The organism is Paenibacillus sp. FSL R5-0810, from assembly GCF_038002285.1.
Lineage (GTDB): Bacteria > Bacillota > Bacilli > Paenibacillales > Paenibacillaceae > Paenibacillus_AQ > Paenibacillus_AQ lactis.
In genome coordinates, this window is record NZ_JBBOCF010000001.1 from 4,166,935 (window position 1) to 4,182,312 (window position 15,378).

Consider the following 15,378-nt stretch of genomic DNA (forward strand, 5'->3'; position numbering starts at 1 on the left):
TTTGCCCAAAGCGACTGCGAATAACGATGCAACCGCAGGTCCCAAATGCAACAACCCCTGTCGAAGCGCAGGGGTCAAAGATATATACCAATTATAGTGGTTAGCAAGCTCCGCGGCTTGACGCACGAGACCGAAAGATATTGAACTAGATCCAATCTCTTTTTTCAACAAACCGCTTTCCAAACAGCAGATACACGATACCTGTAAACAACACAATGGACCACAGGCTATAGGGCTCAACCCTTGGCGCATAAATTGCTGCTTGCGGCATCATGACATAGTAGGGAATCGTGAATGGAAGCCAGGCCCCAATCGCCGAGTGAAAGCCTGTCAGCACAATATTCGGCACGACATAACCGAGAGACATCGCCAGGGAGGCTCCAAAATTCCGTATTCTTATTGAGACAATCAGTTGTAATGCAGCGAGCGGCAAAACACCGATCCATCCCCCAATAACTGAATACAGCAGTGTCTCCAACGGAATCTCTCCGGGAGCTTCAACAAGATAACCCGCAACAACATATCCGAGTAAAAATACGACCTGAACCAGCGCCATAATCCCGATTAACACAATGTATTTCGCATAAAAGATTCGGCTGCGGGGAATTGGCATACTCATGGTTATTTTCCAGCCCCCATCCCGATGCTCGTACAAACACAATAAGGAGGCTATAATCCCGCTATACAGAGGAAAGAAAAACATAGAGTGCAGATTGACGCTGTGTATATAGAGCGTAGTCCAGCTAGGCGGGAAAAACTCCTTTAAACTCTGGAGCTGCATCGCTCCCATCGCTGAGTTGATCAGCGTATCCAATACGATGAGCGCAAGGATGACACTCCATTGAAGCTTCATTCCTTCAGCACGAATTAATATTCCCATGATCCGGCAACCCCCTATTCAAATTCTCTTCTGGCAAACAGGTGAGCACCCAGCACCGACAACATCATTCCCATTCCAAGTGAGATTCCGATCCACTGCATATGACCGGGGATAAGCGGGCTGGATAATGCCGGATACGACCAGGGAAGGATTTTAATCATGAAGGAATCGCTTCGTGCTAAAAACAAGCTGGAAATGGAACCGAATATCCCTAAAGCCAGTGGTAATGCCTGGTTGGAAAAAACAGTGGACAGCCAGAGCTGTACAGCCATCATCGGCAGTGTTGATAAGCATGCGAATAGAGGCTGCAACATCATCATTCCCCACGGTATGGGTTCGTTGGAGTATAGGAGCCAGACCACGCACATCCCAACAATCGTGATGACTACGGTACATAACTGCAAAGTAAAGATCCATGCCAATTTTGCCAGGTATACGGAACCTTTCGGAACAGGCATTGCTAGAAGCTGCTTCCAAGCCTTTGTTTCATGCTCGGTACTGGCCATCATGCTGGCAAGAAGCGTAATGCCCAATAAAAAAACGAACGACAAAAACATGTACATGACTGCAAAGCCGGCGTAGATCCCCCCGGGTCCTTGACGGAAATAAAGATACCACTCCAAGGCCGTCATGCTAACCAGAATCATGCCTTGGATAACAGGCATCCACCGGCATAATCTCTTCAGCTTTACTCCCTCTGCACATATCAGCTCCAGCATCATAAGCTGTTCTCCTGACCGGTTAATTCCAGAAAGATTTCCTCAAGGGTCTTCTTCTTCTCCGTTACCCGATAGACATCATATTGCCGGTTTACGAGGAAGCGAATCATTTCCGACGATTGCGGCCGGTTGATCATGGAGGTTCGGATCTGGCCTGTTGCGATGTCCGGCTCCGCATCCCATCCATGGTCATTTAGAGCTGCTGCCGCTTCCAGCGGGCGGTCCATCTCAATCCATACATAAGGCTTACTGCGATCGGTTAATTCCTGAAGCGGCCCTTGAAAAATCATTTCCCCTTGATTAATAATTCCCACCCAGGTTGCAACCTGCTCGATTTCGCTCAATAAATGGCTTGAGAGCAGCACCGTTATATCAAAATCACGGGGAAGTCTTGTAATGAGCTCTCGTATTTCCTGAATGCCCGATGGATCAAGTCCGTTCGTCGGTTCATCCAGAATCAATAATTTGGGATTCGTAATCAGCGCCATCGCGATCCCTAGCCGCTGCTTCATGCCAAGAGAATAACTCTTGACCGGCCGATGGGCTGCCTGGTTCAGCCTCACCCATTCCAACACCTCTTGAATCCTGGATTCCTGTATTCCATGGATTAGGGCCATGATCTTCAAGTTTTTATATCCTGAAAGATGAGCATAGTACGACGGAGATTCTACGAGAGAACCGACATCCTTTAAAATATCCATTCGGTTCTTCTTCAGATCCTTGCCAAGGATCCGAATCTCTCCGGAAGACGAGCGTATGAGTCCCAGAAGCATCCGAATCGTTGTTGTCTTGCCCGCTCCATTCGGTCCCAAAAATCCATAGATCTCCCGCTTGGGGACCTTCAAGTTAATCTGTTTAACCGTTTCCCGCTGCCCGAATCGTCGGGTCAGCTGATGTGTATCGATTGCATATTCGTTCATCTCTGTTTCCTCCTGCTTGGCATCGCTAATACTTCGAGTTTAGCAATGGGAAATAAACAGCAGGTAAACATGAAATGAACGATAGGATAATTCAAGGACGGATCGGTAATATAATGTCAACCTGGGTGCCCTTACGATCAGCCGGCAGAATGTTCATCCGGCCAGAATGGGCTTCGACAAAAGCATTGGCAATCGCTATTCCTTTACCCGACTGATTTAGGATGTGTTTTAATTGCGTTTCTTCGATCCCGATTCCATCGTCCTCGATCTTAATGTAACAATAGCCTTCCTTTACAGAGATATTGCATTGAACCTGGGTGCCTGGCGGGTTATGGCTAACCGCGTTCATGATTACATTTTGAAGGGCTCTGCCTAACAGCCTTCTGTCAAACTCTACCATGCACCCGCTCTCTTCGGTATTAAACATAAAGGAAGTTTGCTCGGCTAACGGATGGTTTGCGATATCGATCATCAACTCGCGCAGAAAATCGACCACATCATCTCTCTTTTTATTCATAGGGAACTGTTCAACAGACCACCGGCCCGTTTGGTTCAAGTCATGGATGAGCTGCTTCATTTCCGCTGTCTTGCCGCTGATCTGCCTGCTAAAATTCTGCTTCTCTTCATCGGTCCATACATAATCGGCAGCCGTGAGCATATGAGCATACCCTTCGATATAGGACAAAGGCGTCTTAAGATCATGGCTAATAGCCGCGATCCATTCCCGCTTCTTGGCCTCCAAATTCAGTCGTTCGGTCTCGCTGCGCTGCAGTTGGATCGACAATAAATGCATTCGATCAAATAATTCTTTATATAGGACATACGGATAACGATAATGGTTATGGTGTAATGAACCAACGGAGCCATTGATGGCATTGGGTCCATTAATGCCATTGATTCCATTGATGCCATCGTAGCTATCGTAGCCACCGGAGCCATCAGAGCCATTCGTGTAATCGGTGCCACCGGAGTCTTCGGGGCCATCGTGGCTATCTGTGCCATCCGAGCCGCGATCACCCTTCGGCTGGCGGAAATGTTCCAGTGGTATGCCGTAATTCCCCTCGGATAATCGGTTGATCCAGCGGATTAAATACGTGAGCGGTTTGCCCACGCACCAACCGAAAGCGGTGAAAAAAATAACCGTCAGCACAGATCCAGTAACAACTAAGAAAGTTTTCATAGAAATCGCGCCTCGGGGATTCATCCAATCCAGAAGATATATATATATCACTGCGCATACAATAAAACTTAAGATAGACATGATCACCAACATCATGGTTACCTTGATAAAGCGAAAAGCCATTCTCACCATCGGATTCATTCTTGTTCCTTCCTTGGGAGCAGCATTTTGTAGCCAAGTCCCCGGACATTAACAAGAAACCGGGGGTTTCCGGGATCGGGCTCCATCTTTTTACGCAGCCGGAAGATATGGATTACAACGGTCTTCTCATCACCAAGATAGGGCTCCTTCCAGACCGATTCGTATAATTGACGCGTACTGAAGATGCGGTTGGGATGTCGGCACAGGAATACAAGCAGCTCCCATTCACGAGCCGGGCACTCCACTTGCTTGCCATTTACGGTCAACTCCCCTGCCTCAAGATCCACCCGAAAATATCCAAAATCCAGCTGGGTTAACCGTGACAAGGCCGCTCTCTCCTGCTTCACTTTATATTTCAGGCGAGCTTTGATGCGGGCAACGACCTCCAAAGGGTTGAATGGTTTTGTAATATAATCGTCCCCGCCAATGCCAAAGCCCATCAGCTTGTCCAGGTCTGCGTCCCTGGCGGTTAGAAAAAGAATCGGCGCTTCGGTGATTTTGCGGATTTTTCGGCAAACTTCGAATCCGTCTTCATCCGGGAGCATGACATCGAGTATGATCACATCCGGGTCAAGCTCCTTCAGCACGCGTAAAGCCTGTTCCCCAGTACCCACACTCCTGACATATCGAAAACCTTCCTTTTTCAACACGGCAGTCAACATATCGCATAACCCTTGTTCATCATCTACAAGCAGAACAGAAATGTTATCCATAGCATTGGTCTCCATGATTTCATATTTCAACTAGCAACTAACTGTATTATATAACAGAGGGATCTGCGCAATCCCCTAATCTTTACCATATCCCTTCTATTCTTCTCCCATCACTTCTATTATTACTTCTACCATCACTTCTACTATCACTTCTCCCATCCCTCTGACCGACCCATCTATCATCGTATCGGTGTAAAGTTAACTTTAGGTAAACAGAAGCTGAGCATGGGATTAACTATGAGCTATTCCATCGGTTGGACCGAAACACGATTTCACTTAACAGCCCATGAAGCTAGCTAGACACCTATTGAGTATACGGCTTTCGGGTGAGATAGCCTGGTGAGTTGCCCGTGCTTCAACGATGTTCATCGTGCAGCAGCCATCACTACACTCAGGATAACATGTGAAGTTGAGGAACCGATCAACCGTTCGAATGAGCGGGAGTCTTGAAAGACGTAGGTTCATAAACAAATTGCGACTGTATGCAAAAGGAGCCTTCGTGATGAAGACTCCTTTGTTGTGAACGTATATCTTTATTAGCTTCAGGACTTTGATTCCCAACTGCTTCCAAGTTCAATATATATACGAACTAAAGCATTCCGCTCTATACATTGCTGATTGAGAGACTCTTTGGATATTGCAAAATCCTCATTCTTTAAAAGGACCTTAGACCAGCGCCTTCAGCGCGATATCCGTCCGGTTATGCTTCCCCTCGAACGCAATCGACTCCGCCCGAGCATAAGCCTTCGCCCGAGCGGCAGCGATATCCGCTCCAAGACCGACCACGCCGAGCACACGCCCGCCATTCGTTCTCCAGGTTCCATCGGCATCGCGGGAGGTTCCTGCGTGAAATACAATCGTCCCTTCCTGCTCATCGTCCAGGCCGGAGATTGCAATGCCTTTCGGATAGGATGCAGGATATCCGCCGGAAGCCAGGATGACGCATACCGCTGCGTCTTTGCTCCATTCGAGCTCCAGATCCGCAAGCTTTCCGTTCACGGTTGCAAGGAACACCTCGAGCAAATCCGTTTGGAGGCGAGGCAGCACGACCTGGGTCTCCGGATCGCCGAATCTTGCATTGAACTCGATCGTTTTCGGCTTGCCGTCCGGCGTAATCATCAAGCCGGCAAACAATACGCCGCGGAACGGACGTCCCTCGGCTACCATCGCTTTCGCCGTCGGCTTGATGATCGTTTCGACCGCTTCCTCGATGATGGAAGGATCGATATGCGGCAGCGGAGAATAGGTCCCCATGCCCCCGGTATTCGGTCCTTGGTCGCCGTCATATACCGGCTTGTGATCTTGGGCGGCAGACATCGGTTTGACGGTTTCCCCGTCGACAAAAGCCAAAATCGACATCTCCTGGCCCTCAAGAAACTCCTCGATCACGACCCGGCTGCCAGCTTCCCCGAACACCTTGGATTGCATAATGTCGCTGAGCGCCTTCTCCGCTTCTTCCAGCGTCCGTGCCACGGTTACGCCTTTGCCGGCTGCGAGCCCGTCGGCTTTCACCACAATCGGCGCCCCTTGGCGGCGCAGGTAGACCAGCGCCTCCTCGTAGTCGTCGAATTTCGCATAAGCTGCCGTCGGAATGCCGTACTTATGAAGCAGATCCTTCATGAACGTCTTGCTGCCCTCGATTTCAGCGGCGTTTTTGCGCGGACCGAATACCGGGATGCCCGTGCTGTCAAACGCATCCACGATGCCATCCGCCAGCGGGTCGTCCGGTCCTACCACGACGAGACCCACCTGCTTCTCCACCGCAAAAGCGGTCAGCTTGTCAAACTCCGAAACGGCGATCGGCACGCATTCGGCCAACTGGCCGATTCCTGCATTGCCGGGCGCGCAATAAATCTTGCCTGCCTTCGGGCTCTTCGCCAGTGCCCATACGATGGCATGCTCCCTGCCGCCGCCGCCGATGACCAGAATATCCATGCTACCCCTCCTCATATTCCTATCCATTTTGGAAAAGCCCCTATCGGTTCACTGGGTAAATCGTCTACTCCGCACGAGTCCGTATCATCTACTACGGTATCGTTATCCCACACAAGTTCGTATCATTTCACTCCGTAAATCGTTTATCCCGCAAATGATGTGAGAACCCGAGCAGCGATGGGCCCGGGCTCCTGGTGTTATTAATGTTTGAAGTGTCTTACGCCGGTGAATACCATCGCGATGCCATGCTCGTTTGCAGCCTTGATGGACTCTTCATCCTTAATGGAGCCGCCCGGCTGAATGATGGCGGTAATTCCTGCTTTCGCGGCCAATTCAACTGTATCTCCCATCGGGAAGAATGCATCCGAAGCCAGGACAGCGCCTTTTGCTTTCTCGCCTGCCTGCTCAACCGCAATGCGCGCCGAGCCTACGCGGTTCATTTGTCCTGCGCCGACACCCACGGTCATATCGTCTGCCGCCAGTACAATGGCGTTGGACTTCACGTGCTTTACGACCTTCCATCCGAAGAGCAGCTGCTTCAGCTCCGCTTCGGTCGGCTCGCGGTCGGTCACAACCTTCAGGTCAACCGGATCCAGGGAATGCACGTCGCTCTCCTGAACGATCATGCCGCCTTCAATCGTCGTAACGGCGAGCGTGCTTTGACGCTCCTTCGCCGAACCGAACTCGCCCATTTTCAGCAGGCGGATGTTTTTCTTCTTCGTCAGAATTTCGAGCGCTTCCGGCGTAAAATCCGGGGCCAGGATAATTTCAAGGAAAATTTCCTTAAGCAGCTCGGCCGTAGGCGCATCGATCGTCCGGTTCGCGGCTACGATCCCGCCGAAGATGGAGGTTGGGTCCGCGTCGTACGCTTTTTTGTAAGCTTCCAATACATTTGCGCCAATTCCGACGCCGCACGGATTCATGTGCTTCACGGCAACGACCGCAGGCTCGTCGAATTCCTTAACGATCTGCAGCGCGGCATTCGCGTCATTGATGTTATTATAGGACAGCTCCTTGCCGTGCAGCTGCTCGGCTGTCGTAAGCGTACCGGCAGGTGCCAGCGGCTTGCGATAAAATGCCGCTTTTTGATGAGGATTTTCGCCGTAACGAAGATCCTGGATTTTTTCATAAGTGACGCTGAAGCGTTCAGGGAGCGGATCGCCGGTTACGTTCGACAAATATTCGGAGATTAATGTGTCGTAAGCGGCCGTGTGGCGGAACACCTTGGCTGCAAGCCGTTTGCGTGTTTCCAATGTCGTATCCCCGCCTGCACGGACCTCCTCGATCACCTGGCCGTAGTCCGCTGCGTCGACAACAACGCTTACGAATGCATGGTTTTTCGCAGCCGAGCGCAGCATCGTCGGCCCGCCAATGTCGATATTCTCGATGGCATCCTCATACTCGACATCCGGCTTGGCAATCGTCTCCTGGAACGGATACAGATTCACGACCACGAGGTCAATGTAATCCAGGCCCAGCTCCTTCATCTGACGCTGATGGTCTTCGCTGTCGCGAATCGCCAGCAACCCGCTGTGCACCGCAGGATGGAGCGTCTTCACGCGACCGTCCAAAATTTCAGGAAAGCCCGTCACATCCGAGATGCCGATGACAGGAACGCCTTCTTTGGCGAGCAGACTCTTGGTTCCTCCTGTCGAAATAATCTCTACACCCAATGAAGACAACTCACGGCAAAATTCCACGATGCCGGTTTTATCCGAAACGCTGACCAATGCTCTTTTGATACCCACGTCCATACCCCCTCATTTGAATGAAAAAAACTCTTACCTTACGACATCCGCCATCTTGCTCGACACTGCTCAATCCCTTTTTCCCCTTGAAAAAGGGATCGTCCGTCGCATCCTAGCCGCACTGCGACTTCGGCTCAACAAGTACTTAAAAGGGAATTGTGCGCCGTACTTCGGCACTTTTCCGGCTCAACAAGTACCTAAAAGGGTCTTGTCCACAGCACTTTGGCTCCTTTTCGACCCAACAAGTACCTAAAAGGGTCTTGTTTGCGGCTACTCTTTACCTCGCCCCGCTGCGCGGTCCGAGAAATGCCCGTCCTACTCAACATAACGTTTTCTGTCGCCTCGTTCTGCAAAAACGGCCTGTCTTGAATCCGTAGATGCTGTCGATACACGATAATTCCAAATTATTTCCCGAGAAATATCGAACATGTCGATTGCCTGTGCAAGCTTGTTCTCTTTTAGAAGAAAACCGTCTGGAAATAATCCATCCATATCCGTCAGCACTCGCGTTAAAGGAACAAATCACCGGCATCGAACCTGCACGAAACTGTAGCGAGCCTACAGCGAACCTGCCAGAATACCAACATACTAGATTTACTAGCCCTAAGTTAGATTTTACGCAACCTAATGTTCGACTTCCTGTACTTTATCAGCTATAGTCACATGCCGCCCGTTCAGCGAAACCCGACCCTCGGCGAACCACGATACGACTTCATAATACAGCTTCTGTTCGACCTCATGGATCCGTTCCGCCAGCGCAGCTGCGTCATCGCCTTCCCGTACTTCGACAGCCCGCTGGGCAATGACGGGACCGGTATCCATGCCTCCGTCTACAAAATGCACGGTTACCCCCGTCATCTTCACGCCGTACTCGATTGCCTGGCCGATGGCATCCTTGCCAGGGAAAGCCGGCAGCAGGGACGGATGGATATTGACGATTCGCCCGCTGTACGTTTCGACAAACGATGGACTGAGCAGCCGCATGTATCCGGCAAGCACGAGCAAATCCACGTCCCGGCGGTCCAGCTCCGTCACAATTTCGCGCTCATACGCTTCCTTCGAGGCATAAGCTTTCGGTTGAAAAACAAACACGTCAACATCCGCTGCCTTCGCCAGCTCTACGACGGGAGCCTCCGGCTTGTCGCAGACTAGCAGCCGGATTTCCGCTCCCAGCAAGCCCTTTCGCTGAGCCTCCACCAAAGCCTGAAAATTACTGCCTCTCCCGGAAGCGAATACCGCAATCCGATTGGCCTTCATTACACTTTAGCCCCCGTAAAGGTGATGACACGCTCGCCTTCCGTAACGCGGCCGATCACGTAAGGCTCTTCACCCGCCGAGCGGAGATACGCCAGCGCTTGATCCGCATCGCTCTCGTTCACGACAAGAACCATGCCGATCCCCATATTGAATGTCGTAAACATGTCTTTATTGGAGATGCTGCCCTTCTCCTGCATCAGCTTGAAGATCGGCAGAATCGGCCAGGTTCCGTACTCAATGTCGACATTGACGCCATCCGGCAGCATACGCGGAATGTTCTCGATGAATCCGCCGCCCGTAATATGTGCCATGCCCTTCACTTCGATCTCTTTCAGCAAGCCCAGCAGCGGTTTGACGTAGATTTTGGTCGGTGCCAGCAGCACGTCGCCAAGGCGTCCCCCCAGTTCGGGAATCTCCTGCTGCAGCGAGTACCCGGAATCCTCCAGAAGCAGCTTCCGCACGAGCGAGAACCCATTGCTGTGCACCCCGCTGGAAGCCAGGCCGATCACGGTATCGCCCGCCGCGATATTCGAGCCGTTAATCATTTTGGGCTTGTCGACAATGCCCACCGTGAAGCCGGCAATGTCATACTCCCCCTCGCTGTACATGCCCGGCATTTCCGCCGTCTCCCCGCCGATCAGGGAGCAGCCGGCTTGGTTGCAGCCATCGGCAATGCCTTTGACGATCGATTCGATTTTGGCAGGAATCACCTTATCGCAGGCCAAATAGTCGAGAAAAAAGAGCGGTTCCGCGCCTTGCACCACAATGTCGTTCACGCACATGGCTACCGCATCGATTCCGATGGTGTCATGCTGGTCCATCGCGAATGCAAGCTTCAGCTTCGTGCCAACGCCATCGGTGCCCGAGACGAGTACCGGCTCTTCATATTGTTCTTTATTCAGCTTGAACAGGGCGCCGAAACCGCCGAGATCTGTCATGACTTCAGGTCTGAATGTCGTTTTGACATGCTTTTTCATCCGCTCTACCGCTTCGTTGCCTGCTGCGATATCTACGCCTGCTTGTTTGTAAGTATCCGACACGCGTCTAACACTCCTTTTCATTTAAAAGAAAGAATCAGTGCACTAATCATTTATGGCCTTAATCAATCATCCGCTAAACGGTGCAACACAACAGCCAAATACGGAGATAAGTCCTGTTCGCCATTCCCCTTGGTCTCAAGTCCCTGCGTCGATACTCAATAGGAATGACGTGACGTATCTTGGGCCTCATACCAGGTATCTCCATGGTTTTGTACGAAAAGTCGGCTCATGAGGTCCCGCTTCCCGAGAACGCCACTAAGAAAGAAAAGACAGGAGGAAGATAGGATTGTTATCGTTGGCCATGAAGGCTAGTGACGCCCCCCTTAGCAACCGCAGTCTGAACACTTAGCTCATAGCTCATAGCTCATAGCTCATAGCACTTGGCCCAAGACTGAGCACTGAGCACTGAGCTCACAGCACTCTAGCTCATAGCACTTAACTCAGCACTTAGTACTTAGCAGCTAACCCTTAACAGCTGCAGCCCATCTTCTCTTCCCCGTCAAAATCAATTGGTGTCGGGTAATCATTGTCGAAGCAAGCAAGGCATAAACCGCCTTTATAGCTCTGCTCGTCGTAACCGCCGATGGCCGAGATCAGCCCCTCCACACTAAGGAACGACAAGGAGTCGGCATTGATCTCCTGGCAAATTTCCTCGATGCTCTTGGAAGAAGCGATCAGCTCCCTGCGGTCCGGCGTGTCGATGCCGTAGAAGCAGGGATTTTTGAACGGCGGCGAAGTAATCCGGACATGCACCTCGGTTGCCCCCGCTTCGCGAAGCAGGTTGACGATCCGGCGGGAGGTGGTTCCCCGCACGATCGAATCGTCAATCATGACGACCCGTTTGCCTTCGACCACGCGGCGCACGGCGCTAAGCTTCATCTTCACGCCCTGCTCCCGCAGCTCCTGGCTCGGCTGGATGAACGTCCGGCCCGTGTATTTATTCTTGATCAGACCCAGCTCATAAGGAATGCCGGTCTGCTCGGCGTAGCCGATGGCTGCCGATATGCTGGAATCGGGAACGCCTGTCACGACGTCCGCGTCGATAAAAGACTCCAATGCCATCCGGCTTCCCATCCGCTTGCGGGCCGAATGCAGATTCGAGCCGTTCAGGTCGCTGTCCGGGCGGGAGAAATAAATGTATTCCATCGCGCACAGCGCTTTGCGGCCCGGCGCCGTATAACGCTCCTCACGCAAGCCTTCGCGGTCAAGAATGAGCAGTTCCCCCGGAGCGACATCGCGAATCGTCTCCGCGCCGATCACTTCGAGAGCACACGTCTCGGATGTGAAAATATACGCGTCGCCGAGGCGTCCCATCGTCAGCGGACGCAGTCCGTTTGGATCGGAGGCAACCAGCAGCTTGTCATTGGTCATCAGCAGGAATGCAAAGCCGCCGACTAGACGCTGCAGCGCGTCCTTCGCCGCTTCGACGAAATCCTTCGGCGAACGCGCGATCAAGTGCGCAATGACTTCGGTATCGCTCGTCGTCTGGAAGATCGAGCCTGCCTTCTCCAATTCGCGCCGGAGCATCGGCTCATTCACGATATTGCCGTTCGTGGCAATCGCCAGATTGCCTTCCCGGTATTTGAAGACAAGGGGCTGTGCGTTGGTAATCCGGCTGTCTCCGCTGGTGGAATAACGTACATGCCCGATCGACATGTTTCCCTTGAGCGATTCCAGCTTATCCTTGTCGAATACTTCCTTCACGAGGCCCATGTCGCGGTGATAATTGAAACTGTCCCCGTCGGCCACGCAGATGCCTGCGCTTTCCTCTCCCCGGTGCTGCAGGGCATGCAGCCCGTAATAGGATAGGGAGGCGGCATCGGGATGACCAAACACCCCGAATACGCCGCACTCTTCTTTTAGTGTATCGAATATATCGCTCTTACCTGTTCCCTCATTGTAGTAATCCCCTGTCCATAATCCTTCGGGTATCAGTTCATGAGACATGGAATGGCATCCTCCCAGACGGATTTCAAAGCCTCCACGGATTCATTCAGCGCAGAAGCACCGTTAATGTTCATGCTGAGCTTGCTTCCGCCAACAACGCCAAGCGCGTGGAATGGAACGCCGGACTCTTGAAGGAGGTTCTCCAGCGCATTTTTATGGTCCGGGGATACGGACAATACGATCCGGGATTGGCTTTCGCTGAAGAGAGCGATATCGCTGCGAAGGTCGGTCGACCATTCGATCGTCGCGCCGACATTGCCGCTGATGCAGCTCTCCGCAAGCGCTGCGGCAAGTCCGCCTTCCGACACGTCATGCGCCGATTGAACGAGGCCGGCTTGGATCGCTTTCAGCACGCCGCTAAGCAGCTTCTTTTCTTTCTCCAAATCGAGCTGCGGCGGCCGTCCCTCGGACACGCCATGCACCACGGCCTGGAACTCGCTGCCGCCAAGCTCGGCATAGGTTTCGCCGAGTACATAAATCAGGTCGCCTTCGTTCTTGAAGCCTTGCGTCGTAATATGATCCGTGTCGTGGATCAGGCCGACCATGCCGACAACCGGCGTCGGGTAAATCGCGCCTTTGGCGTTCTCGTTATACAAGCTAACGTTGCCGCCGATCACCGGCGTCCCCAGCTCGCGGCAGGCTTCCGCCATGCCGTCCACGGCCTTCTCCATCTGCCAGAAAATATCCGGCTTCTCCGGACTTCCGAAGTTCAAGTTGTCCGTGATCGCCAGCGGCTCGGCGCCGGAGCATACGATATTGCGCGCCGCTTCGCTGACGGCGATCTTGCCGCCGAGCTCTGGGTCAAGATATACATAACGTCCGTTGCAGTCTGTTGTCATCGCCAGCGCCTTGCGCGTGCCGTGAACGGTCACGACGGCCGCATCCGAGCCCGGACGAACGGCGGTGCTGGTACGGACCATATAATCGTATTGGTTATACACCCATGCTTTGCTTGCAAGGCTTGGCGAGCCGAGCACTTGCTTCAGCGCTCCTCCCAGATCCTTCACTTCGTCATATCGGAGCGTGTCGACCGAGGCTTGCTCTTTGTAATAAGCAGGCACCTCGGACGGTTTATTATATACAGGGCACTCGTCGACGAGAGCCGTAACCGGCATGTCGCCGACGACTTCGCCGTGGTGGAACAGCTTCAGACGGCCGTCATCGGTCACCTTTCCGACCTTGGCGCAAATCACGCCCCAGCGTTCAAAAATTTCACGCGCCTGCGCTTCATGCTGAGGCTCGACAACGAACAGCATCCGCTCCTGCGATTCCGACAGCATCATTTCGTAAGGCGTCATGCCTTCCTCGCGCTGCGGAACTTGATCCAGATACAGCTCAAGCCCGTTACCCGCTTTGCTTGCCATTTCCGCGCTGGAGCAGGTCAGGCCTGCCGCGCCCATATCTTGAATGCCGAGCACGATGCCGGAGTCGATCAGCTCAAGGCAGGCTTCCATGACGAGCTTCTCCATGAACGGATCGCCAACCTGAACGGCCGTGCGGTTCGCTTCGGACTCCTCCGTCAATTCGACGGAAGCGAACGTTGCCCCGTGAATGCCGTCGCGTCCGGTCGGCGGTCCGACGTAGAAGACCGGATTGCCGACCCCTTTAGCTACACCGCGCTGGATTTTGTCATGATCGATAATGCCGACGCACATCGCGTTGACCAGCGGATTGCCTTCATAGCTCTCGTCGAAGACAACCTCGCCTCCGACCGTCGGAATTCCGATGCAGTTGCCGTAGCCGGCAATCCCGGATACAACATGCTCAAACAAGTACTTCACGCGATCGCTCTCCAGCTTGCCGAAGCGAAGGGAGTTCAGGATAGCAACAGGTCTTGCACCCATGGAGAAAATATCGCGGATAATGCCGCCCACGCCAGTAGCAGCGCCTTGGTATGGCTCAACGGCCGAAGGGTGGTTATGGCTTTCGATTTTGAATACAACCGCCTGGTTGTCGCCGATATCGACGATGCCCGCGCCTTCGCCCGGCCCCATCAGGACGCGTGGTCCGCTGGTCGGGAAGCGGCGCAGCAGCGGCTTGGAGTTTTTGTATGCGCAGTGCTCGGACCACATGACGCTGAACACGCCGATCTCGGTATAGTTTGGCTTGCGTCCCATGAAGGAACAGATCAGCTCGTACTCGCTGTCCGAAACTCCCATCTGCTTGTAAATCTGATGCTCTGCAATCTGTTCTGCCGTCGGTTCCTTAACGGACGTTTGCTGCGCCATGAGTATCCCTCCATGCCTGTAATATGGATGTGAACATTGCCTTGCCGTCCTCCGAACCGAGCAGGCTGCTTACCGCCCGCTCCGGATGCGGCATCATGCCGATCACGTTGCCGCGTTCGTTGCAGATGCCTGCGATGTCCGCGACGGAGCCGTTCGGATTATCTTGATACGTAAATACGATTTGCCGGTTGTCCCGAAGTCTTTTCAGCGTTTCTTCATCACAGTAATAGTTGCCCTCGCCGTGCGCGATCGGAATGACGATCTCCTGACCTTCCGCATACTCGCGCGTGAACGGCGTTGAGTTGTTGACCACTTTCAGGACACTGTCATGGCAGCGGAATTTCATCGTTTCGTTGCGGCGCAGCGCCCCCGGAAGGAGCCCCGCCTCCGTTAAAATCTGAAATCCGTTGCAGATGCCAAGAATATATTTGCCCTCTTCTGCCGCCTTCGCCACCTCGTTCATAACCGGGGCGAACCGGGAAATCGCACCACACCGCAGGTAATCCCCATAGGAGAACCCGCCGGGCACCAAGATGCAATCGTACGCGGATAAATCCGTTGCCGTATGCCATACATAATCCACCGGCTGCCCGATTGTCTCTTCCACCGCTTTGTAACAGTCAATATCACAATTGGAGCCAGGAAAGACCAGCACTGCAAATCTCATGGT

The 15,378-nt window shown here is 52.8% G+C and carries 12 protein-coding genes; all 12 read right to left on the bottom strand.

Translation table 11 applies throughout. The annotated features are described in order from the left end of the window. Positions 1-145 precede the first annotated feature (145 nt). Positions 146-880: an ABC transporter permease gene (locus tag MKX76_RS18555; RefSeq protein ID WP_341034399.1), complete on the bottom strand. Its 735-nt coding sequence runs from the start codon at positions 878-880 to the stop codon at positions 146-148. A gap of 14 nt (positions 881-894) precedes the next feature. Then, positions 895-1,602, bottom strand: coding sequence for an ABC transporter permease (locus tag MKX76_RS18560; protein WP_341034400.1), 708 nt, complete (start codon positions 1,600-1,602; stop codon positions 895-897). After that, on the bottom strand, positions 1,599-2,519 hold the full coding sequence (locus tag MKX76_RS18565) for an ABC transporter ATP-binding protein (protein WP_341034401.1): 921 nt from the start codon (positions 2,517-2,519) through the stop codon (positions 1,599-1,601). The genes MKX76_RS18560 and MKX76_RS18565 overlap by 4 nt, the downstream gene beginning before the upstream one ends. Before the next feature lie 91 nt (positions 2,520-2,610). Then, the gene (locus MKX76_RS18570; RefSeq protein WP_341034402.1) at positions 2,611-3,840 is read right to left on the bottom strand and encodes a sensor histidine kinase; all 1,230 of its coding nucleotides are present in this window, start codon (positions 3,838-3,840) and stop codon (positions 2,611-2,613) included. Beyond that, positions 3,837-4,553, bottom strand: coding sequence for a response regulator transcription factor (locus MKX76_RS18575; RefSeq protein ID WP_341034403.1), 717 nt, complete (start codon positions 4,551-4,553; stop codon positions 3,837-3,839). The genes MKX76_RS18570 and MKX76_RS18575 overlap by 4 nt, the downstream gene beginning before the upstream one ends. A gap of 666 nt (positions 4,554-5,219) precedes the next feature. Then, positions 5,220-6,488 (bottom strand): phosphoribosylamine--glycine ligase, encoded by a 1,269-nt coding sequence (purD, locus tag MKX76_RS18580; protein ID WP_341034404.1) that lies wholly within the window; start codon positions 6,486-6,488, stop codon positions 5,220-5,222. Between the two features lie 200 nt (positions 6,489-6,688). Next, positions 6,689-8,236, bottom strand: coding sequence for a bifunctional phosphoribosylaminoimidazolecarboxamide formyltransferase/IMP cyclohydrolase (gene purH / locus MKX76_RS18585; RefSeq protein ID WP_007132724.1), 1,548 nt, complete (start codon positions 8,234-8,236; stop codon positions 6,689-6,691). A gap of 624 nt (positions 8,237-8,860) precedes the next feature. Continuing rightward, positions 8,861-9,493: a phosphoribosylglycinamide formyltransferase gene (purN, locus tag MKX76_RS18590; protein ID WP_007132725.1), complete on the bottom strand. Its 633-nt coding sequence runs from the start codon at positions 9,491-9,493 to the stop codon at positions 8,861-8,863. Then, positions 9,493-10,533: a phosphoribosylformylglycinamidine cyclo-ligase gene (gene purM / locus MKX76_RS18595; RefSeq protein WP_341034405.1), complete on the bottom strand. Its 1,041-nt coding sequence runs from the start codon at positions 10,531-10,533 to the stop codon at positions 9,493-9,495. The genes purN and purM overlap by 1 nt, the downstream gene beginning before the upstream one ends. 468 nt (positions 10,534-11,001) lie before the next feature. After that, the gene (gene purF / locus MKX76_RS18600) at positions 11,002-12,480 is read right to left on the bottom strand and encodes an amidophosphoribosyltransferase (RefSeq protein WP_007132727.1); all 1,479 of its coding nucleotides are present in this window, start codon (positions 12,478-12,480) and stop codon (positions 11,002-11,004) included. Further along, entirely contained in the window at positions 12,465-14,708 is a 2,244-nt protein-coding gene (gene purL / locus MKX76_RS18605) for a phosphoribosylformylglycinamidine synthase subunit PurL (protein ID WP_007132728.1), read from the bottom strand. Before purL ends, purF begins: the two co-directional genes overlap by 16 nt. Next, complete coding sequence (gene purQ, locus MKX76_RS18610) at positions 14,686-15,375, bottom strand: phosphoribosylformylglycinamidine synthase subunit PurQ (protein ID WP_341034407.1); 690 nt, start codon at positions 15,373-15,375, stop codon at positions 14,686-14,688. The genes purL and purQ overlap by 23 nt, the downstream gene beginning before the upstream one ends. Positions 15,376-15,378: the final 3 nt, after the last annotated feature.